Genomic DNA, 20,414 nt, shown 5'->3' with positions numbered 1-20,414 from the left:
GATAACGCAAGTTTCCCGGCTTCGCGCCACATAAGCACGTCACGCTCTCGGGACACACCCTTTTCTCCGTGCTTTTGCGCGAAGCATATAGGAGGTCGGGCAGATATTGTCGAGGGACCTGCCCCACCGCTCGCCGCGACCAGAGCACGGACTTCCACTTCATATTGAGACAGCGTGATGTCGAGCTGACGCAAATATCGGTCAGTTCATTGCCGGGCGCTCGACATCCCGGCGTGCGTTCTTGCCCCATAACTCACGGACGAATTTGATCGTCTCGCCAATCGTCCGGATTTCGATGATTTGCAACGATGGAACTCGTGCGCACAGTCTCCGCTCATGGACTGCTCCTGCGAGGCCGGTGGGTTTCGGAGGTGAAGGGGTCGAAAGCCGCGTTGAGACCACTGAAGAGAATCCGCGCTGAAATCGCCGCGCCACCCAATTCCCGCGAGAGATATATTGTTACATTTTGAGACACTTTTTTTAAATTTTGTGATTTGCTCCATACCGCTAACCTGGGCTCTTTTGGCCGCGAGCCATTCGGGCTTCAGGCATGTTGGGCAGAAAGGGTGGGGGTGTGAAAGGTCGCCAAGAATGGCCGATACGAATACCATTGTCTTGAGCGGTGACTACGGCTACCGCCAATATAAAGCATCCGGTCTCCCCGCCGACACCACTATCGATGCCAGCAAAGCCTCGTGGATTGTCGCCAATCAGGGAAGCTCCACCAACCTCTATCCCTTCGCGGTCGTCAACCCCGGCGACAACCTCGTGGCGTCGGGCGGCACGATCAACGGCACGGTCTCCCAAACCGGCGCCTGGGAGGACGTTTACGTCAACTCCGCCGCAGTCCGCGTGAATTCAGCCCACAGCTTTGTCATCGACGACTGGACGATCACCAAGCCCTGGGATGGCATCCGTGTCGGCGGCACTGGCACCTTCCTTATCGAGGATACCTATGTCGGCAACTCACGAGACGACGCGGTCGAGGACGACGACGTCATCGGCGGCACCATCCGGGATTCGCTGTTCGACCACGTGTTTTCCGGAGTGAGCCTTGGCGATGGTGACGTGGATGGGTCTGACAACTCGGTCACCATGGATGGCATGCTTCTAGGCATGGGAGAGTACCTTCGCAAAGGCGAGATGACCCACGGTTCGCCATTCAAACTCGACAAGGGCACAGGCGCTGCCGATATCGTGCCCAGCCTGCACTTTATCGACTGCGTGGTGGCGATCACCGACGTTAACCACAACGGCTTGGAACGGGTGCAGCGGGCTTGGGACAAGACGGTCGAGTCGCACGGCAATTACTATCTCAACCTCTCCGACACGCCGCTGCCGGCGGATTATCCAATGCCGCCCGCCGGCTGGACGGTCCTTCAGGGCCAGGCGGCCCGCGACTATTGGGCCCACGCCAAGGCAGCCTGGCACGCAGCCCATGACGGGACGGACCCGCTACCGTCATCTCCGACCGTGCCGACCGACCCGCTACCGTCATCTCCGACCCTGCCGACGGACCCGACCCACGGAACGACCGGGAACGATACATTTGTCGGCACTGCCGCGGCCGATACCTTTGATGGCCTGGCTGGCAACGACACATTGCGGGGCAAGGGTGGCAACGACGTGCTGACCGGTGGCGCGGGCCACGACACCTTTGTGTTTGACACCGCCTATGACGCGGGCAATGTCGACACACTGACCGACTTCGACGCGGTAAACGACGCACTCTATCTCGACAACGCCGTCTTCACCCAACTCGGCGCCGGTTCCTCGTCCAGCCCGACGCAGGTGAACTCGTCGTATTTCGAGTTGCGAGAACACGCCACCCATAGCAACGATCACCTGCTCTACAACCGGGCCACGGGCGTCTTGTCCTATGATCCCGACGGCTCGAAATCGGCCCCCCAGGTGGAAATCGCCCACCTGGAGCCCGGAGCGGCACTGACCTATCACGACGTATTCGTCGTTTGATCGTTCATGCGATCGGACCATGGCATGGCGAGGGGCGGGCGCGCCCCCCGCCGTGCCTGGTTCCGACGGTCACCGATCAGAAAGGCGGCGGACGCCGATCAAGTTGCCATAAACGTCGGCCGCATTGATCGCCGCGGATGCGCATGCGCCGGCCTTTGCAGTCGGCGCTGCCATCACCATCCAAACCGATCGGGCCGATGGCGGCGACACCATTATCGGCGGCCAGCTTACTGCGGCGGCGACGCTATTATTGGAAACATTTAGCAACTTGAGTTTCACGCCGCCTCGTTCGCAGACGTCATTTTCACTGCCAGCAAGCGATTAGCTGACTAAGGCAGTTTTGAGGTTTGGACGCTTCAATTCTCTGAGTGAGAATCAGACGCTTAGCGCCATCCTGGATTGGTGGTTCCTGGCGTCCCAGCCGAACTGGATGACCGGTGGATAACTTCCGATGAACGTAAGGCTAGGCTGTCAAAAGGTCGCAACCGATAGCGCGGCTGCTTGGCATGATATATAAACATTGTCTAAAATGATCCCTTAACCAAAAGAGACGATTTCGGGGATGCCCAGTTACACGAATAGAAGGGTGCTGTCGAAGAGCGTGGTCGAAATGGGCCTGTTCTCCGCGGTGATGAACACCCTGGTGCTAGTTCTGCCTCTCTACATGCTGCAGGTCTATGATCGGGTTTTGCCCGCCGCCAATTTGGACACGCTCACCTACCTAACATTGCTTGCGCTTTCGACGCTCTTGCTCTTCGGCGTGCTCGAAGTCGTGCGGGGTGTATACGCAAGCCGGCTCGCGGCGCGACTGGATGTCTCGTTGGGCACATCGTCTTTTCTCGCTGCAATGAGTGGCCCCCGCGCTGGCCTCGGCGATGTTCAAGCCTTGCGCGACTTGGCCACCCTGCGAGGCTTCATCGCTTCGAGGACCATTTTCTTTCTCTTCGACCTTCCTTTCGGGCCGATCTTCGTGGGCCTGCTCTATTTCATCCATCCGCTGCTCTTCCTTGTGACGATCGTCGGAGCGGTTCTCATGGTCGCCATCGCCATTCTGAACCAGGTCGCGAGCTCGCGACCTGGCAAGGAGGCGGCGGAGAGTCTCAACGCCTCGATGAATTCGGCGCAGGCTTTCGCCCGAAACTTCGAAACCGTTCGCGCACTTGGCATGGTGTCCAACGCGATAGAATTCTGGGGCACCCGTTTTTCCGGCTCTCTACACGCCTCGGATGGGCTCGCTCGCATCAATTCGTTTTATGGCGGTGTATCGCGCACCACTCGTTCGACACTGCAGATCGCGATATTGGGGGCCGGCGCTTATCTGGTTCTCCACAACGAGATGACCGCCGGTATGATATTTGCGTCCTCGATGATTTCGGCGCGCGCTCTGCAACCTCTTGATCAGATCATTGGGAGTTGGCGGCAGATCATCGACGCCAATCTTGCCTGGAAGAGGCTTTCAGCTCTCCGGTCCGGGCTCGACAACCAGGAAAACGTAGCATTGCCGGCTCCTGAAGGAGCGCTAAGCGTGGAGCAAATAGTCTATCATCTTCCGGGCGCGGCCGACGGCTCGCTGCCGCTGATCAAGCGCTTGACCTTTGAGGTCGCCGCCGGCGAGACAGTCGCGATTGTAGGGCCGAGCCAGGCTGGAAAATCGACTCTGGCGCGCCTCATCGTCGGTGCGATCGCGCCCCGCTCGGGGGCGATCCGGATCGACGGCGGCGATATTCGGAACTGGGACCCGGAACAACTCGGCCGCCATATTGGTTACCTGCCGCAAGATGTGGAACTCTTCCCGGGAACCATCGCGCAAAATATCGCGCGGTTCGAACCGAATGCGCCCAGCGAGAAGTTGGTTCAAGCAGCCCAGCGGGCCCAAGTGCATGAGCTCATCCTGGGTCAGAGGGATGGCTACTCGACGCTGATCGGCCCGACCGGCGTTCGCCTTTCGGGTGGCGAGCGTCAACGCATCGGGCTTGCTCGGGCCTTCTACGGCGATCCCAAGGTGCTGGTTCTCGACGAGCCCAATGCAAATCTCGATTCCAACGGCGAAGCCGCGCTCGAGCGCGCGATCAGCGGGGCGCGTTCACGAAAAACGACCGTGCTTGTCATAACCCATCGGCCCTCTCTCGCTTCCAAATGCGATCGCGTATTGATGCTACGCAATGGCCAGGTCGAGATCTACGGTTTGACCAAGGGCGTGCTCGATAGACTTGTCGAGCGACGGGCCCAGGCGGGGTGGCCCGCAGCCTCTCAGTCGCGCGAAGGAGTGGTGCCTTTCCCCTCATCTGCTCGAGGCGAGATAAAGGTCGCTAATGACTAGCCAAGCCATCGGCGCCAGGACGTATAGCTGGCAGCGCAACGTCGATACGCGCACAGATCGCATCACGCTGGCGGGGTATGCAAGCGTGTCCGTTTTCTTGCTTGGCTTCGTATTCTGGGGCGCAATGGCGCCGATTGCCGGAGCAACGATCGCGCCAGGAGTGATTGCAGCAGCTGGACAGAATGTCATGATCCAGCATCTCGAAGGTGGCGTGGTCAGCAGCGTCAAAGCTCGAGAGGGTGACAGAGTCTTACGAGGGCAGGCGCTGATCGTGCTCGATCCAACGGTGGCGCAGTCGCAGCTCAACCGAGTCCTCAAACAGTGGGTCGCACAAAAGGCCGAGATCGCGCGGCTCGAGGCAGAACGGGACGGCTTGGAGAAAATCGTCCTGCCCCGCGATTTAGGCGCCTACTCAGACGCGTCCGAATTCAGTGACGTCTTTGCAGAGCAAACCAAGGAGTTCCGGGCTCGGCTAGCGCGCTATGGCGCAGATCAGGAGATCCTTAGGGAACGGGTGGCAGCCCTTCGGGAAGCTGTTGCCGGCTTGAAGGCGCAAAAGGATGCTGCGGCAAACCAGCTCGCGATCGTCAATGCCGAGACGGAACGCAAAAAGCACTTGCTCGACAAGGGACTGACAAATCGTTCCGAATACACCGATCTTCTGCGTAGCACCGCCGAGTTGGTAGGTCAGGAGGGATCGCTGGAGGCGCAAATCGCCAGCGCGGCCACCCAGATCGTGGAAGCGCGCCAGCAGATTGAAAGACTAACAACCACCCGGGTCGAGGATGCCGTCACGGAATTGAACAAGGCCCGGGTAGAGGTGGCCGACCTTGAGGAACAAATCAACGCCGCTCGATCGGTCCTGGTCCGAACGACCATTCGTGCCCCGGCGGACGGCATCATCGTCCGCTCTCTCTACAATTCCGAAGGCAGCGTCATTCGTGCTGGCGAGCCTGCGATGGAGCTCCTGCCGACGAAGGAACTTATCGTCGAGGCAAAGATCAAGCCTGAAGACATCGATTCTATCCGAGTCGGCCAAGGCGCGAACATGATGTTCACAGCCCTGAACGCGCGGACCACACCAAAAGTGCCGGGAAAGGTGTTCTACATTTCGGCGGACCGGCTGACCACTCCCAGCACTGGACAGCCCTATTACACCGTGCGGCTTAAGATGGCCGACAAGCTGCCACCGCAGGTCAAGCCCGAGCAGATCTACCCAGGCATGCCGGTCGAAACCTTCATTTCAACCGGCGAGCGAACCTTTCTGAGCTATCTGACCAAGCCACTAGTGGACTCGTTCCAGCGCGCGTTTCGGGAAAGATAGGCCCGATCCTGCCTCCTGCGGCCTTCAACATTACCCGAAGTGGAACTCTTCCGCCGGATTATGCGCAACCGTGGTTCGGCCAGTCACGGTCCTCGGTTTTCACGGCCAAAACGTCGCACGCTCGTAGCGCTCGAGGCGACGGGCTTTGTAGTGGCTGTCTCGCCACGTGATCGAAGGCAAGGACCATCACCTATTGGGCTGCGGTCGCCTTCCTCCTTCCTTGCCATGGTGAGCTGGTCTCGAAAGGATAAGCGGGATGATCCCGTCCATCGCCAGAGTCTCGATCTCGAAGTCAGTTTCAACAGCCGCGGTCCCTTGCACCCGGACGGCATCGAGATGCATCTCGATGACAGCATCTATCCCGGCGACAAGTGGGAGTACCGTCTGCGCCGTGGCGACTTCGTCGCCAAAGCGCACGGCGCGCGGCAACTTGCCTCGCGCAATGTATGGGCGCGGATCCCTGCCGAGAGCGTATGGGTCTTCGCGGCGGCAGCCGCGAAATATTCATTGGTAACCAACGCCGCTTGCTCTCGGGGCGGCCTCGTTTAACATTCGGTCTCGCACAATGACGTCACAGCCTCGCATTGCCCTGATCCATGCCACGCCCATCTCGATGGAGTCGATCAGATCGGCGTTCGAAACGCGATGGCCTGGCGTCGAAACCGTCAATATCCTCGAGGACAGCCTGGCAGTGGACCGCGCCAAAACCGCTGACCTGACGAGCGACATGATCCGGCGCATCGAGGCCTTGGCCAGCTATGCCCGTTCGATTGGAAGCGATGCCGTGCTGTTCACCTGCTCGGCGTTCGGGCAAGCGATCGAACAGGCCGCGGCGAAGCTGGACGTTCCGGTCCTGAAACCGAACGAGGCCATGTTTGAGATGGCGATCCGCCGTGGCGGCCGCACCGCAATGCTCTACACTTTCCCGCCGTCGAGGGAAGGAATGGAGCAGGAGTTCCGGGACGAAGCCGCCCGTATGGGCCAAGCTGCCACCATCACGAGCTATTTCGTGCCGGGCGCGATCGAGGCGGTGCGTGCAGGAGACGTGGAAACCCACAACCGGCTGATCGCGGCTGAAGCCGCCAAGCTGAAGGATTTCGATGCGATCGTCTTGGCACAGTTCTCCATGGCGCGCGCGCGGGATGCGGTCAAAGCGGCGACGAACATCCCCGTATCGACCAGTCCGGATGCGGCCGTCGCGAAGCTGCGCGTCCTTCTTGGCGCGGACCAACCCGCCTGACCAAAAGAAGGTCCCACGGAGCGCTCGACAGCTGCTCCGGTGGCTATTTCCAGATTTCCCGGGCAAGGCGCATGAAGTTGCCGCCTATGACGTCGCGGACCGCTCCTTCCGGCTGACCGCGACGAAGCAGAACCTCGGTCAGCTCTTTCATTTGGGCTGGTGCCGAATAGGTCGTTTCTCCCGCATATTCGCTCTTCGGCCAGAAATGCGGATTGCTGGCGATGATGTCGTCGATGCCTTCGATCTCGACCGGGAAAGCATGGTCGAGGCCGACGCCAACATGGCGTGGGCCAGCGAGATCGATCAGATATTCGACATGGTCGGCCAGCCGTTCGGAATCGGTGCGCGCCTCGCCAAGGAAACGGCTGAGCCCGACGACGCCGACGATGCCGCCGGTGCGGGCGCAGGCCTTGATCTGCTCGTCCGTGATGTTGCGACCGTGGGCGCAGAGCGCTTTCGGATTGGAGTGCGAGAAGATGACTGGCCGGTCCGTGTACTCCATCACGTCCATGGTGGTGCGATAGCCGGTGTGGCTCACATCCACGAACATGCCGAGGCGGTTCATCTCGTCGATCACCTGCCGACCGAACGCGGTCAGACCCGGGTCTTCGTCATGGCATCCGCCGCCGGCAAGGTTGTTGCGGTTATAGGCGAAAAGCATCTGGCGCACGCCAAGGCCATGATAGAACTCGACCATCTCAATCCGGCCGTCCAGGGCATTCATGCCTTCGATGTCAAAGGTGACCGCCAGCTTGCCTTGCGCCTTAGCAGCGAGGATTTCGTCGGCCGACGAGACGAGCACGTAGTCGGCGGGACGCGCCAGGATCCAGTGGCGGAAGCAGCTGAGATTGGTTACCGTCATTTCCCAGGGCAGCAGATCGAACCCGACATCGATGGACAGATAGTCGACACCGGCGTCTCGCCAGATCCGCAGGTTGTTCAAGTCCGCGGCAGGATCCGGCATGAAGCCGGAATGGGCGTCCCAGACGACTTCGCTATCGAGAATGGACCGGGCTCTGGTTTGAAGGTTCATTGCCGTTCGTACCGGAATTTGCACCAGCCCCAATCTCTACCATACTGGCTAGAATGGGGAAGTTGCGTCCGGTACGCAGAGCAGGTGCAAACTGCCTGAAGCTGGATCTGCCGTCACGCGCAACGGAATCCGGATTCGCCTTCGCCAGCATCTTCTGCCGAATGACTTCCGGCAAAACGGATCGCAGATAGGACTGCCGACGATATTGTCGGCTCACGAATCGCTCAAACAAATCGAAATTCGTCCTCGCGAGAAAGGCGCCCGCAAAACGCGGACGCTCGCAGCCGGCAGCAACCTGTGTCGATCGTCCGTTACTCTTCCGTCTTGCCCTCGAAATCCAGAAGCTTGCCAACAGGCACGTACTTCTGCCCGTCGAACTGATAGAGCTGCAGTGCCTCAATCGGGAAAATATCGGAGCCGGCTTTGGTGTTCAGCTTGATCCCGTCCAGCAACAGTGGATCGTCCCACTTCTGCATGTTGAAGACGGTGTCGAGGAGCTCAGCCCGGGTCGGCTTCTTCATGTGCTCGAGCGCCTTCACAAGAGCATCGCCGGTCGCGTAGCCGACCTGTCCGATGGTGTTGGCGAAGACGAAGTTGACCTTGGCCGCGGCGATATCGTCCAGATACTGGTCGATACCCGCGTCACCGGTTTTTTCCGGGCTAACGATCGGTTTCAGGAAATTCGAGGTGATGATGCCCTTGGCGTTCTCGAGCCCCACCGCCTGCAGGATCGGGTAGGCCGAGGAAAGGTTGGTGACGAGCGTCAGCGGCTTCCAGCCGCTCTCGGCCTGGAAGCGGATTGCTTCACCGCCTTGTTGCGGCGCGGCGATGATCACCAGCGTATCGGCGCCGGAAGCCTTGAGCGCTGTCAGTTGCGTTTCGACGGTCGGATCCTGCCAAGTCACCGGTTGCCGATCGACGACCTTGACGCCTGAGCCGTCGATGGCCTGGTCGAAGGCCTTCATGAAGGTTTCGCCGGTCTCGGTGTTGAGATAGAGGAGCGCGACCTTTGCCTCGGGCTTGTTGTCCTTCAGATAAGTGGCGAACGACGCCGCCTCGGTCGAGAAGGCCGGGACGAACCCTATTTCCTCGTGCGGCGCGTTCAGCTTGTGGACGCCTGAATACATGAAGACATTGGGCACTTTGCGTTGTTCGATATAGCGTCCGATGGCGACATTGTTCGGCGTGGCAGCCGTGCCGACAAGGGCGAAGACTTTGTCCTGCTCCACCATCTCGCGCACGTTCGCAAGCGTTCGCTGCGGATCGAGCATGTCGTCCTTGATCACGAGCTCGATCTTGCGGGTCTTGCCGTCGGACATCTTGACGCCGCCGTGGGAATTGGCGGCCTCGACCCGGGCGCGGATGCCTTCTGCGACCGCGCCGACGACGGCGACGGGACCGGTGAGCGGACCGGTGATGCCGATCTTGACGGTGCTGTCGGTGATGCCCGGTGTCTCGTCAGCTTTCGCCGGAGCGACACCGACGGCCAGCGCAAGTATTGCCGCCGTCGCAAGCATTCTTGGCATACATGGTCTCATAACTTCCTCCCTAATTGGCTCATTGATCCGGCTTTGCCGTTGGCGTTCGACCGCGCCTTCAAGGCAGCGGCGAGTCTCTCCAGCAGACCGGCAACCCCTCCGCGCGCCAGAAGCATGATGCCGATCAGTGCCAGCGCGTAGATGACGTTGCCGAGTGCGAGATTGATGTTGGACGTCCATGTCGGGACGAAGGTGATGAACAGCCCGCCGATGAAGGCGCCGACAATGCTTGTCGAGCCGCCGACGATGCTCCCGATCACGATGGTGATGGAAAGTGGGGCGAGAAAGGACTGCGGGCTGATGAAGCCGTTGAGGATCGCGAAGACGCCGCCGCCAAGGCCAGCGAGCGCAGAGCTGATGGCGAACGCCCACAGCTTGGTCTTGGTCAGGTTGACGCCGAGAGCCTCCGCGATCTGCGGACTGTCCCGTTGCGCCTGGAGCGCGCGGCCGACGTCGCCGAGGAGAACGAGATAGACGATGAATGCCGCGACGCAGGCGCACCCCAGCGACACCAGATAGAGCCAGAGCTCGGAGTAATCGGCCAGGAACGCAGGCGGCTCCAGGGAATCGATCGGCAAGCCGGAGACTCCGCCCGTCCAACTGCCGAGCTTCAACAGAAGCTGCGGAAAGGCCGCCGCGACACCAAACGTGATGATCGCAAGTTGCAGCCCCTGCAGACGCAGGGCCGGCAGTCCGACGACGAGACCGGCCAGCGCGGTAAAAACAGCCGCCGCAGGCAGGGTCGCCAACGGGTGGACGCCGTAGGTCGCGTTCAAGATGGCGGTGACGTAGGCGCCGATGCCGAACAGCGTCCCCTGGGCGAGGCAGATCTGCCCGGCAAACCCCATAAGCAGGTTGAGGCCAAGAATGGCGACCGCATAGGAGATGGCGATGCTCACCTGCTGCAACTGGAAGCCTGACAAAGTGGCCGGCAGCAATGCGGCGACCAGCACAAACCCAACGCTTGCCGCGACCGTGCGCCGAATGTCGTTGCTCATAGCTTGGTGACCTTCTGTGAGCCGAACAGACCGACCGGCTTGACCAGCAGGACGAAAAGGGTGAGCCCGATCGGGACCGCGATGCGCATGTCCGCACCCAGAAAGCCGATGTAGTTGGCGCCAAGGCTCTCGCTGACGCCCACCAGAAGGCCTCCGGCTATCGCGCCGAGCGGACTGTCCCAGCCGCCAACGGTTGCCGCGGCAAGGCCGTAGAAAAGGATCGGGGTCATCATGGTCGGGCTCAAAAACAGCCGTGGCGCGACCAGCACCGCCGCGATCATTCCGATCGCCGCGGCGAAACCCCAGCCGAGCATCAGCATGCGCTCGACGTTGATGCCCACCAGAACGCTGCGAACGCGGTCGAAGGCCGCGGCACGCATGGAGAGCCCAAGCCTTGTGAAGGCGAAGAGGGAGGCAATGGCCGCGGCCAGGACAATGAGGATCAGCAAGGTGCCGGCCGACGAAGCCAGCACCCGTACGTCACCGAGGCTGAAGCTGCCTTCGGGAAAAAGGCTGGGGAACGGCTTCTGCTCGGCGCCCCAGAGCCACGTCACCATCGCCTGGAAGAGCACAAACATGCCGAGCGTGACGACCACTGTCGCCTCGACTGGTGCTGCCAGGAGCGGGCGGACGAAGACCCGAAACGCCAAGATACCCAGCACAAAGGAACCGGCCAGGCCGATTGCAATCGAAAGCCATAATGGCAGGCCCCACAGGCATAGCTGCCAGGTGCAGTATGCCGAGAAAGTCGCCATTTCGCCTTGACCGAAATTGACGACGTTGGTGGCGCGAAAGATCAACACCAGCGCTAGGGCAAGAGCCGCATAGATCGCGCCGGTGGCAAGACCGCTGAGGACGATTTGCACGAAAAGGGTCAAGCCCAGCCTCCCAACTGCAACGCCGAGGCCGTCGACCTGCGCGCCTTCGATCTGAGAGCCTTGGCCAAGGGAACCCTGGCGTTTGAGGACGGGGAAATGGCGGTTACCACGATCAGGAATGGCAGTCCGGCGGTATCGTGAATGTCGATGAAGGAGGCTGCATCGAGGCGGTCGGCCGACGCCCGCCTTGTAAGACGCGAGACCAGCACGAGGGCAATCACCAGCACGGCGTAGACAGCGCCTGGGGCAATGCCGCAAACAATAATCTGGTGAAACGTCGCCACGTTAGTCCCCAAGGTAAGATTTCTGGATATGCTCATTTGCAAGTATCGCGCCGGCTGAGCCGCCGGCCACGATATGCCCGGCCTCGATGACATAGGCGCGGTCGGCGAACTTGAGCGACAGGTCCGCGTTCTGCTCCACGACCAGGAGCGTCAACCCATCGATGTCGCGGAGTTCCTTGAAGATCCCGAATATTTCGCGCGTGATGACGGGCGCGAGACCCAATGACGGCTCGTCGCATAGCAACAGTTTTGGCCGCGACATGAGCGCTCGCGCAACCGCGAGCATCTGCTGCTCGCCTCCGCTCAGATTGCCGGCCAGTTGGGAGCGGCGTTCGCGCAATCGCGGAAAGCGATCGTACCACCGCTCCTTGTCCTGTCGGACCTGGCGGGCATCGGAGACGATTGTGGCGCCCAGCGTCAGATTCTCGTCGACGGTGAATTCCGTGAAAGTGCCTCTGCCCTGGGGAATCTGCGCTAAGCCGCGTTGCAGACGCCGTTCCGGCGCCATCTTTTGCAAGTCGCCTCCCATATAGGCGATCTCGCCGGACGAGCGGATCGTGCCCGAAAGCGCGCGCAGCAAAGTGGTTTTTCCCGCGCCATTGGCGCCGAGCAGGACGACGAATTCGTTCTGCGCGATTGCGAGCGAGCAGTCAAAAAGCGCCCGTACCTTGCCGTAGGAGGCCGAGAGATTGCGGACGTCAAGCAGTCTCACGTGCTCCTCCCGAGGTAGGCGCCGATGACGGCTTCATTGGTCCTGATTTCTTCGGGGCGTCCTGACGCCAGATTTCGACCGAGGTGGAACACATGGATCCGGTCGCACAGGCTCATCACCAGACCCATGTGATGCTCGATCAGGAGGATCGAGAGCCTGCGGCTATGCCGGATCGTATTGACGAGGGTGCCGAATTCGGTGACCTCGCCATGGGTCAGTCCGCCGGCCGGCTCATCCAGCAACAGGAGCTTGGGCTCGGCCGCCAGGGCGCGTGCGATCTCCATCCGCTTTTGCAAGGGATAGGGCAGGGAGTCGGCGCGCACGCTCGATAATGCGGCCATTCCCAATTCATCCAGAATTGATTCAGCCTTGCGGCGGACCGTCTTCTCCTCGGCCCACGCACCGAAGGGATTGAGAAGGGCACGCGCGACTTTTCCACCCATCTTGTGGTGTGCGCCGAGCATGACGTTCTCCAGGACGCTCAGCGAGCCGTATACGCCGACGTTTTGGAATGTCCGAGCGATCCCTAGACCGATGATGTCGCGCACCGCCGAATTGGAGATTATCCGACCCGACAGCTCTACGGTGCCGCGTTGAAGGCGTGCAAGGCAGGTGATGGCATTCAGGAAGGTGGTCTTGCCCGCGCCATTCGGGCCGATCAAGCCGCAAATCTCGCCATCGCCGACGTCGAGCGAGACATTGTCGAGCGCCTGCACGCCTCCGAAGCTGACCGATACGCCATCCGCCGCGAGCACAGGCAAATAGGCGCTGATATGTTCCTGCACAGCCACGCACTCCTCCCAGGCGTGTCAGCGGAACCGGCGCTTCCGCGTCTGTCCCACTTTAGATACCATATAGTATTTGAAGTCTGAGTCGTATGTCAACCGACTTCGCCGGTGCACCTGCACTAAGGCGAGGCGGGTTCCGGCCAGCTGTCCAGTTGGATTGACAAGGTTAGTGAGATACGCTTTGGTATTTGAAATCTGACCGGTATCCGGAAGGGCCGGTCATGGAGAACTCAGACCGGGGAGGACGGTGTGACTTCATCCTGCCGCAAGGTGCCGCAAGCGTGTGCCCGCTATCCTGTAGCCAACAACGGTAATGCGACGTGATTGGCGTTGCCCGATCGCCGCAGGAGGCCGTTATGCTGGCGGTCGCCATTTGCGGCCTTTTGTCGTTCGCCTTGAGCGGCCTGATGCGATGGGGGCGCGTCGATCGCCGTTGGTACGATCTCTTGATCCCGCTCGGCTTCTTCCTGTCCTACTGGTTGACCTACAATCGCCTTCCCTCCTTCCCTCCGGTCGGCGCCGTCAACAAGGTGTTCTACCTGGCGGCGGTTGGATCGATCCTGGGCGTGGCGACGGAATGGACAGGCAGCCGCAGGCTCGGACAGTTGCTGTTGGCGGCAATGCCGGTCGCCTCAGCAGCTTACATCGGCGATACGATTGCCCTGGCGCAGCCTCTCGACCTGGTTGTCGCCGCTCTGGCCGCAGCGGCAGCGCTATATGCGCTTCATCGGGAAGCTGACTATCCCGATGAGGGATCAGGCCTGCGCCCTGCGATCATGCTCGCGGTTGCCAGCGCAGGCTTTGCTCCCATTGCCTTCATGGGGGCTTCATCATCCAGCCTGCAACTGTCTCTTGGCGTCGCCTTTGGCATCGCCGGCATCGTGGTTGGGCACCTGTCCCGGCCGAATTACCGCTTCGGATGGGCATCCTTGCTCGGCGGAGCGGCGGGCATGATGGCTGTGGCGCAGACCGTCGCGCTGATCACTCGTAAGATCGACCTTCTCGCCCTTGCGGTGCTCCTGCTGCTTTTCCTGGTCCCTTCGGCCTGCCGCGTGATCCTCGATCGTCTCGATCAGAAAACCCCTGCACTCGCCACGTTCGTCTTCGCAGGGTTTTGCCTGGTGCCGGCCGTCGCGGCAGTCGCAGTGATGCTGGCACGGAAGGGGTTCAGCCTTCCGCTGTGAATTCGCTTTTCGTGCATCAACAAAGGAGGATGGAATGAACTACAGACTGAAACTAGCTTTGCTAGCTGCACTCGCATCGGCGCCAATCGGGCCGGCAACCGCACAGCCGATCACGTTCGACATCGATCCGGTTCATTCCGGCATCGTGTTCTTCATCAATCATCTCGGCTTCTCCAACGTCATCGGCGTTGCAAAAGAGTTCTCCGGGGAATTCACCTTCGACAAGGACGCGCCTGAGGCCAGCAAGCTGCAGGCCAAGGTCAAGGTGTCCAGCATCTCCACCAACAATGCCCAGCGCGATAGCGACATCCAGGGCGCCGACTGGTTCAATGCCACCGAGTTTCCGGACATCACCTTCGTCGGCACCAAATTCACCAAGTCGAGCGACAAGCAGGGCACCATCACGGGCGATCTCACCATCGCCGGTGTGACCAAGCCGGTGACGCTCGACGTGACCTTCAACGGCCAAGGCAAGAACCCGTGGGACGGCAGTCTTGAGGCCGGCTTCAGCGCGACTGCCAAGTTGAAGCGCAGCGACTTCGGCATGACGGCCAATCTTCCCCTGATCGGGGACGAGGTCACGCTGCGCATTGAAACGGAGGGGCGCGGCCGCAGCTGACGGCGGCTTCGCGTTGTCCTGGGCGCGCCGGACGTCCTCGCGGATGTCCGGCGGTGCTGACTGATAGGCTGCGCGTAGCAATCGTGCCGCAACATTCGCCCATGTCGCGGCAACGAGAGACCGTGGCGCGCCGACGATCGGCGCGCCATGGTCTGGCTCGGCTCTCGGGAGGCAACTACGCGCTTAAGCGATCGACGAGCGATCGTCGGCTTCGAGGCCTTGCCACGAGCCACGCTCGTAGAGCCACCTGGCCGTATTCTTGATGCCGCCAAACGGAAAGACATGCAGCAGCGCGATTGCCGACTCCGGCTTTGCCCGCACATGGTGCTCGATCGGGCCGACGAAGCTCTCCGGCGAGTGACTGGTGGCAAGGGCGGCAAGCGAGGCGCTGCGCTTTTTCAAGAAACTCAGCGAATTGCCGACGCCGCACAAGGCGGCGTATTTTAGCAAGGTCGTGATCTTGGCGGGACCGGCCACGCCAAGATGGATCGGCAGGTCCACCCCGGAAACCGCCAGGCCGTCCGCCCAGGCGATGAACTTGTCCGCGTCGAAGCCAAATTGGGTGACGACACGCATCTTTGCCCCGGTCCGCTCGGCCCAGGCGCTCTTCATCCGGAGCGCTGCAATCGCCGCCTCGTCGCCAAAGTCGCGACTGCCTTCCGGATGGCCGGCTACACCGACCTCGGTGATGCCGTACCTGTCGACGAAACCAGTCTCGAGCACCTCGAAAGAGGAGGAAAATGAACCGGCTGGGGTAGCCACGTCGCCGCCGATGATGAGCAAGTCGCGGACACCCGCTTCCTCAGCCAAAGCCTTCACCCGCGTTTCCAGCGCTTGGCGCGTGGTCAGTCGGCGAGCGGCCATATGGGGAACCGCGGTGTAGCCAAGGTCCGCGACGCGCCGCGCTGCCTTGACCAGGGTCGGCGTGTCCGCCAGGCCGATATCGGTGATGTAGACCCGGACCCCCGACGGGAAAAGGCCCGGCAAGTCAGGGGAGTCGATCACCTGGCTTGGCGCCATCTCGATCGAGGCGTCGATAGCGGAGGGGCGGATAGCAGCTTTTTCCATGCGCGTGGCTCCGTTGTTAGCCGAAGACGACGGTCTTGCGTCCATTGAGCAAGACCCGATCCTGAAGGTGGAAGGCGACCGCGCGGGCCAGCACGCGGCGTTCGATGTCCCGACCCTTGCGAACGAGGTCCTCGGGCGTGTCGGCATGGGTCACATGTTCGACGTCCTGGGCGATGATCGGACCCTCGTCCAAGTCTTCGGTGACGTAGTGCGCCGTTGCTCCGATCATCTTCACGCCGCGCTCATGCGCCTGGTGATAGGGCTTGGCGCCCTTGAACCCCGGCAGGAAAGAATGGTGGATGTTGATGCAGCGGCCGGAGAGATAGGCTGAGAAGTCGTCGGATAGGATCTGCATATAGCGGGCCAGCACGATAAGCTCGGCGCCGCTATCTTCGATCACGCGCTTGATCTTCGCCTCCTGGGCGGCCTTGGTCTCATGGCTGATCGGGAAGTGGTGGAAGGGAATGGCGTCGTCGGAGGCGAGGTTGAGACCTTCTCGCGGATGGTTGGAGACGATGGCGACAACCTGCATTGGCAACTCGCCCAGTCGTTGGCGGTAAAGCAGGTCTACCAGGCAGTGGTCGAATTTCGAGACAAGCAGCAGAACCTTGCGGGGCAGGTTCTGGGGCCGCAATGTCCATTGCAGGCCGAAGCGGTTGACCTCCTCGGAAAAACGCCCGGCGAGATCATCGAGGGGCGAAGGCAAATCGAACGCTACCCTCATGAAGAACCGATCCGTTTCGGGGTCGTCGAATTGCTGGGCCGCGGTGATGTTGGCGCCATGTGCTGCCAAACGGCTCGCCACGCCGGCGACGATGCCCGGCCGGTTCTTGCATTGGAGCGTAAGCAGATAGGACTTTTCCATACCCGGTCTCCGGGTTGACGGCCGAGCTGAAGGGCAAGGCGGTTTCTCGCGTCGCAAAGCGACACCGGCAGGAGGTCCCGCCAGTCTGTTGTCGTCGGGTGCGATTGCCGTGAGGGGAGGGCGGCGGTGATGCCGCCCTCGGTTCAGGCGTGCGGCTTAGGCGTTCTTGCGATAGCTGGTGCGTGCGTGCGCGTCGATCGGCGCCGGGTGGACGGTGGCGCGGATCTTGAACTGCACGTGGTCTTCAACCTGCACCTTGGAGGATGGCTTGGGCTCGCCCCAGACCACCACCAGTTCGGTGCCAGGCTCTGCCACTGCCGCATCCACGACCGCGATCGACATCATCGAACGGTAGTTGGCCGAGTATCCGGTATGAAGCGAACGCCCGGCCAAGCTTCCGTTTGGCGCCTCGACCCGGTCGTAGTGATAGGTCGCGTAGTGGGCGATCGGAAGGTTGATGAACTTCGCTCCGACACCTGGCTGGTACATCGAGGCCCACGCCTTGGCGACGTCGTCGCCGTTCCACTGCAGCGTCACCTTGCGGTTGGCCGTGGTCTGGCCGTCGGCGACCTGGGCCTCGAGCGCCTTGCGGCCGATGAAGTCGTGGTCGAATTTGACGATCTTTCCGTAGCCCACGTCGTAGGGCGAGAAATAATAGTCCTCGATGTTCTCGGAAAAGAAGCTTCCGCCTAGAGACACATTGGCATCGATCTCGTCCGCGGCAAGCCACTTGCGGAAGCCCGCCGTGCTCTTGCCCGAGTAGAACGCCGGCAACGGGCGCGGAAGCCATCCGGACTCGAGCGAGTTGGTCAGGTACGCCCGGCCGCCGACCTGAATCATGTTGTGCTTTTTGCCCGCCTCGAGCAGAGCGGCCCGAACGACCTCATGATCGGCCCAGGGCCCGACGAACTCGAAGCCTGGTTCGCCCGCCATGCCGTGGCGAAGCGCGCGGACCATCTTGCCGGCGATCGTGAAGCGGGTGCCGTGGAAGAACTTCACATCCGGCGGCTCGCCGCCGATGAGTTCCCGGATCACGTTGAACGCGCCAGGTCCCTGGATCTCGTAGCGGTAGCACAGCGGATTTCCCTTGCGGGCATAGGACGGATTGTCCCGCACAAGCTCGACGTCATAACCGCCGGTCTCGGCATGATACTGAAGCCAGTTGATCGTCGGCGGAATGCCCACCGCCTGGAATTCGTCTTCCTCATAGCGGAACAGGATGTTGTCGCCGATGAGCTGGCCCTCGTCGTTGACCGCTACATACTGCTTCGCGGCGTTGACGGGAAAGTATTCAACGCTGTTGATCGCCGTGTCGCGGATGAGCTTCAGCGCATCCTTGCCGCGGATGTTCAGGTCGGCGAGATGGTGCGACTGGTCATAGAGCACGGCGTTGCTGCGCCAAGCGAGCTGTTCGTCGCGCCAGTTGGTGAATTCCGGCGTCACCGGCGTGCTGACGATCGGCGGGCTCTGCGATTCCCAGAGCATGGTTTGGGCGCTTCCAGCGTCAGCGATCTTCTGTTCGAGATTAGCAGCCATTTTCAATCCTCCTGTGCAGCTCCTTTCCGGCTAAGCCCTTGCAGGACATCTAACAACCCAATAGGTTCGATACAGGTGATCGAAATTTTGCATAGAAAGTAGGCGCCATGCTGTCGGAGGAACTTGCCCAGATCGACCTGAGTGCTTTGCAGGCATTGGTCATGGTCAACGACTGCCGGTCCTTTTCAGAGGCGTCGGAGCGCCTCGGCGTCAACCAGTCGACGATCAGCTATTCGATCAAGCGGCTTCGAAAGGCCTTCAACGACCCGATATTCGTTCGGCAGGGCAACTCGATCCTGTCGACCGACAAATGCCGTCAACTCGCCCAGGAAGCGCGCGATGTCCTCGAGCGCATGCAGGCGTTGTCCTCTCTGCAAGGTTTTGATCCCGCTACGTCCACGGGCAGCGTGACGATCTCCTGTAACCATCACGAGCGTATGTTCCTGATGCCGGCCTTCGTGCGCCAGGTCCAGCAGCAGGCGCCCCAGATCGCGGTCAACATTTTTGAATCCGCCGTGCACGGCAAGCAGCAGCTCAAGGAAAACATTTGCGATATCGTGCTCGGCCCGGTGGCGATTTTCGGCGATATCTACTACCGGCGTAAACTCTTCACCGACCGCTACGCTTGCATCATGGATTGCAGCCATCCGCTTGCGGCCGGCGAACTGACGATGGATCGCTACCGGCAGACGCGGCATATCGCCGTGACCCACAATGGCCAGTGGGAGGCGTTGTACTTCGCGGCGCTTCGGGCAATCGACGTCAGGATTACGCCGAGCGTGATCGTGCCGAGCCACGACAATCTCGAAGCATTGATCCGGGGCACGGAGCTGGTCGCGACCATTCCCTATCGCCTGGCCCGCCGGCTTTCGGACAAGTTGACGTTAAAACCTTTCCCCCTCGAGGTGCTGATCCAGATCGACATGTATTGGACCGAGCGTTCTCACTATTCGGGCCTGCATGCGTGGACGCGCCAGATCCTCGCCGACGTGGCGGCAACGATCTGAGCGGTCCGAAGCCCAGCCGAGGCTGGTGTGGTCTCTCTGGGATGGTAACCGCCGCGTCAGACAGTGGCGCCGAGCATGATCACGGAGATCGTCGCCGGCTGGTCGCCTGGATTGCGCCATGCGTGACGAGTGCCCTGCTGGACCACGGTGTCACCGGCATTTAGCTCGACAGTCCTGCCGGCATCGAGTTCCAGGATCAGTCTGCCCCTGACCACCGTGACGTAGTCGACGGTCGGGGTCTGGTGCATGCCAGGGCTGTCCGGCTCCATCCGCTCGGCAATGCCAGGTGATGCCTCGATGAGTTCGGGACCGGCCACCGCGGGATCCCATTCCGATGAAATGTAGACGCTGTCCGGAGGGAAAGTAATGATCCAGAACGATGATCCGCCTGCCGGCATGACCATGGTGCCGGTCGTCTCCATGGGGTCCTTGTAGTCGATGCTCCCCAGCTCTGGCGCCCCCTCGATTTTCCACTGTGGCGACGATACGAAACCTGGCGTGTGGCGCAGGACCATTTCCCCAGGGGAGGGGCCGTCGCTGACGACCACTGACTTGCCGGCGTTGTCCCTGCCAGTGACGACGCGCCGAACCTTCATATGAAACCTCCCAGGTAGATGTTCAAAGTCACAGTGCCGAGATGAGGCAAGCGAGCGCCCAAAAAAGCGGGAACTCCGGTCCCATCTGCTGCCAGCGCCATTTGGCGCCGTTGATCTTCACCACTGCGTAGGCTGCTCCGAGCAGCACGACGATCGCGCAACCGGTTGCTGCTTTCGAATAGACGTTGAAAATCATGCCGAGCGCGGCAAGCACCTCGAGGACGATTGTCAGGACAAGGAATGCCTTGCCAGGCTTCAGACCGGCCTTCTCAAATGTAACCGGCGCCTTATCGAAGTTCCTGACCTTCCCGATCAGATGCGGCAGGAACCAGACTCCACATAGGATCCTCAGGCAGTCCTGAGGCTGCAACTCGAACGGCATTGTACGTCTCCTCCCCAGCAGCGTGACGCCTGCAGTCGTTGTGAGCGGGCCCGGTTTTGGCCGCCAGC

21 protein-coding genes are annotated in these 20,414 nt (G+C 61.1%); 9 read left to right on the top strand and 12 right to left on the bottom strand.

The genetic code is table 11. From position 1 onward, the window contains the following. Positions 1–591 precede the first annotated feature (591 nt). The 6 genes from CK215_RS06265 to CK215_RS06245 all read left to right on the top strand — a co-directional run bounded on the left by CK215_RS06265 (position 592) and on the right by CK215_RS06245 (position 6,858). Complete coding sequence (locus CK215_RS06265) at positions 592–1,974, top strand: calcium-binding protein (RefSeq protein ID WP_095830420.1); 1,383 nt, start codon at positions 592–594, stop codon at positions 1,972–1,974. Between the two features lie 124 nt (positions 1,975–2,098). After that, entirely contained in the window at positions 2,099–2,299 is a 201-nt protein-coding gene (locus CK215_RS30640) for a hypothetical protein (RefSeq protein ID WP_128373525.1), read from the top strand. A 261-nt stretch (positions 2,300–2,560) separates the two neighbouring features. Further along, positions 2,561–4,294, top strand: a complete 1,734-nt coding sequence (locus CK215_RS06260) for a type I secretion system permease/ATPase (RefSeq protein WP_170950237.1) — start codon at positions 2,561–2,563, stop codon at positions 4,292–4,294. After that, a complete protein-coding gene (locus CK215_RS06255; protein ID WP_066997938.1) occupies positions 4,287–5,618 on the top strand; it encodes an HlyD family type I secretion periplasmic adaptor subunit in 1,332 nt (443 codons plus the stop codon). Before CK215_RS06260 ends, CK215_RS06255 begins: the two co-directional genes overlap by 8 nt. A 336-nt stretch (positions 5,619–5,954) precedes the next feature. Beyond that, a complete protein-coding gene (locus CK215_RS06250) occupies positions 5,955–6,167 on the top strand; it encodes a hypothetical protein (protein ID WP_245418621.1) in 213 nt (70 codons plus the stop codon). Positions 6,168–6,231: 64 nt separating this feature from the next. Next, on the top strand, positions 6,232–6,858 hold the full coding sequence (locus CK215_RS06245; protein WP_245418620.1) for an aspartate/glutamate racemase family protein: 627 nt from the start codon (positions 6,232–6,234) through the stop codon (positions 6,856–6,858). A gap of 43 nt (positions 6,859–6,901) precedes the next feature. On the opposite strand, the gene CK215_RS06240 is transcribed toward CK215_RS06245, so the two are convergent. The 7 genes from CK215_RS06240 to CK215_RS06210 form a co-directional block, all read right to left on the bottom strand. After that, complete coding sequence (locus CK215_RS06240; RefSeq protein WP_095830419.1) at positions 6,902–7,891, bottom strand: membrane dipeptidase; 990 nt, start codon at positions 7,889–7,891, stop codon at positions 6,902–6,904. Between the two features lie 311 nt (positions 7,892–8,202). Continuing rightward, the gene (locus CK215_RS06235; protein ID WP_245418619.1) at positions 8,203–9,417 is read right to left on the bottom strand and encodes an ABC transporter substrate-binding protein; all 1,215 of its coding nucleotides are present in this window, start codon (positions 9,415–9,417) and stop codon (positions 8,203–8,205) included. 8 nt (positions 9,418–9,425) lie between these two features. Further along, a complete protein-coding gene (locus CK215_RS06230; protein ID WP_095830417.1) occupies positions 9,426–10,427 on the bottom strand; it encodes a branched-chain amino acid ABC transporter permease in 1,002 nt (333 codons plus the stop codon). Then, complete coding sequence (locus CK215_RS06225) at positions 10,424–11,305, bottom strand: branched-chain amino acid ABC transporter permease (protein WP_095830416.1); 882 nt, start codon at positions 11,303–11,305, stop codon at positions 10,424–10,426. Before CK215_RS06225 ends, CK215_RS06230 begins: the two co-directional genes overlap by 4 nt. Beyond that, positions 11,302–11,589: a hypothetical protein gene (locus CK215_RS06220; protein WP_095830415.1), complete on the bottom strand. Its 288-nt coding sequence runs from the start codon at positions 11,587–11,589 to the stop codon at positions 11,302–11,304. Before CK215_RS06220 ends, CK215_RS06225 begins: the two co-directional genes overlap by 4 nt. Before the next feature lies 1 nt (position 11,590). Further along, positions 11,591–12,301, bottom strand: coding sequence for an ABC transporter ATP-binding protein (locus tag CK215_RS06215; protein ID WP_095830414.1), 711 nt, complete (start codon positions 12,299–12,301; stop codon positions 11,591–11,593). Further along, on the bottom strand, positions 12,298–13,092 hold the full coding sequence (locus CK215_RS06210; RefSeq protein ID WP_066997917.1) for an ABC transporter ATP-binding protein: 795 nt from the start codon (positions 13,090–13,092) through the stop codon (positions 12,298–12,300). Before CK215_RS06210 ends, CK215_RS06215 begins: the two co-directional genes overlap by 4 nt. A 443-nt stretch (positions 13,093–13,535) precedes the next feature. Between CK215_RS06210 and CK215_RS06205 the strand changes: the two genes are divergently transcribed. Continuing rightward, the gene (locus CK215_RS06205; RefSeq protein ID WP_141245457.1) at positions 13,536–14,273 is read left to right on the top strand and encodes a hypothetical protein; all 738 of its coding nucleotides are present in this window, start codon (positions 13,536–13,538) and stop codon (positions 14,271–14,273) included. Positions 14,274–14,307: 34 nt separating this feature from the next. Then, a complete protein-coding gene (locus tag CK215_RS06200; RefSeq protein ID WP_095827120.1) occupies positions 14,308–14,892 on the top strand; it encodes a YceI family protein in 585 nt (194 codons plus the stop codon). Between the two features lie 183 nt (positions 14,893–15,075). On the opposite strand, the gene CK215_RS06195 is transcribed toward CK215_RS06200, so the two are convergent. The 3 genes from CK215_RS06195 to CK215_RS06185 form a co-directional block, all read right to left on the bottom strand. Further along, on the bottom strand, positions 15,076–15,960 hold the full coding sequence (locus tag CK215_RS06195; protein ID WP_095830412.1) for a methylenetetrahydrofolate reductase: 885 nt from the start codon (positions 15,958–15,960) through the stop codon (positions 15,076–15,078). Between the two features lie 16 nt (positions 15,961–15,976). After that, positions 15,977–16,825, bottom strand: coding sequence for a formyltetrahydrofolate deformylase (purU, locus tag CK215_RS06190; RefSeq protein WP_095781685.1), 849 nt, complete (start codon positions 16,823–16,825; stop codon positions 15,977–15,979). Between the two features lie 156 nt (positions 16,826–16,981). Further along, a complete protein-coding gene (locus tag CK215_RS06185; protein WP_095777958.1) occupies positions 16,982–18,361 on the bottom strand; it encodes an aminomethyltransferase family protein in 1,380 nt (459 codons plus the stop codon). A gap of 107 nt (positions 18,362–18,468) precedes the next feature. Here CK215_RS06185 and CK215_RS06180 point away from each other — a divergent pair, with 107 nt between their 5' ends. After that, positions 18,469–19,368: a LysR family transcriptional regulator gene (locus CK215_RS06180; protein WP_095830411.1), complete on the top strand. Its 900-nt coding sequence runs from the start codon at positions 18,469–18,471 to the stop codon at positions 19,366–19,368. A 56-nt stretch (positions 19,369–19,424) separates the two neighbouring features. Here CK215_RS06180 and CK215_RS06175 read toward each other — a convergent pair whose 3' ends face one another. Together CK215_RS06175 and CK215_RS06170 are read right to left on the bottom strand one after the other, a co-directional pair. Next, positions 19,425–19,964, bottom strand: coding sequence for a cupin domain-containing protein (locus tag CK215_RS06175; RefSeq protein WP_095777956.1), 540 nt, complete (start codon positions 19,962–19,964; stop codon positions 19,425–19,427). Positions 19,965–19,992: 28 nt separating this feature from the next. Beyond that, the gene (locus CK215_RS06170; protein ID WP_066997887.1) at positions 19,993–20,346 is read right to left on the bottom strand and encodes a DoxX family membrane protein; all 354 of its coding nucleotides are present in this window, start codon (positions 20,344–20,346) and stop codon (positions 19,993–19,995) included. Positions 20,347–20,414 lie beyond the last annotated feature (68 nt).

Origin of the sequence: Mesorhizobium sp. WSM3864 (assembly GCF_002294955.1) — a bacterium.
Taxonomy (GTDB): Bacteria; Pseudomonadota; Alphaproteobacteria; order Rhizobiales; family Rhizobiaceae; genus Mesorhizobium.
Note: the sequence above shows the minus strand (reverse complement) of the source record. Positions and strands in the feature narration are given on the sequence as shown.

Coding starts and splice junctions, on each gene's coding strand:
- CK215_RS06230 (WP_095830417.1), bottom strand. CDS start 10,427: ATGAGCAACGACATTCGGCGCACGGTCGCGGCAAGCGTTGGGTTTGTG.
- CK215_RS06170 (WP_066997887.1), bottom strand. CDS start 20,346: ATGCCGTTCGAGTTGCAGCCTCAGGACTGCCTGAGGATCCTATGTGGA.
- CK215_RS06265 (WP_095830420.1), top strand. CDS start 592: ATGGCCGATACGAATACCATTGTCTTGAGCGGTGACTACGGCTACCGC.
- CK215_RS06175 (WP_095777956.1), bottom strand. CDS start 19,964: ATGAAGGTTCGGCGCGTCGTCACTGGCAGGGACAACGCCGGCAAGTCA.
- CK215_RS06255 (WP_066997938.1), top strand. CDS start 4,287: ATGACTAGCCAAGCCATCGGCGCCAGGACGTATAGCTGGCAGCGCAAC.
- purU (WP_095781685.1), bottom strand. CDS start 16,825: ATGGAAAAGTCCTATCTGCTTACGCTCCAATGCAAGAACCGGCCGGGC.
- CK215_RS06240 (WP_095830419.1), bottom strand. CDS start 7,891: ATGAACCTTCAAACCAGAGCCCGGTCCATTCTCGATAGCGAAGTCGTC.
- CK215_RS06195 (WP_095830412.1), bottom strand. CDS start 15,960: ATGGAAAAAGCTGCTATCCGCCCCTCCGCTATCGACGCCTCGATCGAG.
- CK215_RS06200 (WP_095827120.1), top strand. CDS start 14,308: ATGAACTACAGACTGAAACTAGCTTTGCTAGCTGCACTCGCATCGGCG.
- CK215_RS06245 (WP_245418620.1), top strand. CDS start 6,232: ATGGAGTCGATCAGATCGGCGTTCGAAACGCGATGGCCTGGCGTCGAA.
- CK215_RS06235 (WP_245418619.1), bottom strand. CDS start 9,417: ATGCCAAGAATGCTTGCGACGGCGGCAATACTTGCGCTGGCCGTCGGT.
- CK215_RS06185 (WP_095777958.1), bottom strand. CDS start 18,361: ATGGCTGCTAATCTCGAACAGAAGATCGCTGACGCTGGAAGCGCCCAA.
- CK215_RS06250 (WP_245418621.1), top strand. CDS start 5,955: ATGCATCTCGATGACAGCATCTATCCCGGCGACAAGTGGGAGTACCGT.
- CK215_RS06180 (WP_095830411.1), top strand. CDS start 18,469: ATGCTGTCGGAGGAACTTGCCCAGATCGACCTGAGTGCTTTGCAGGCA.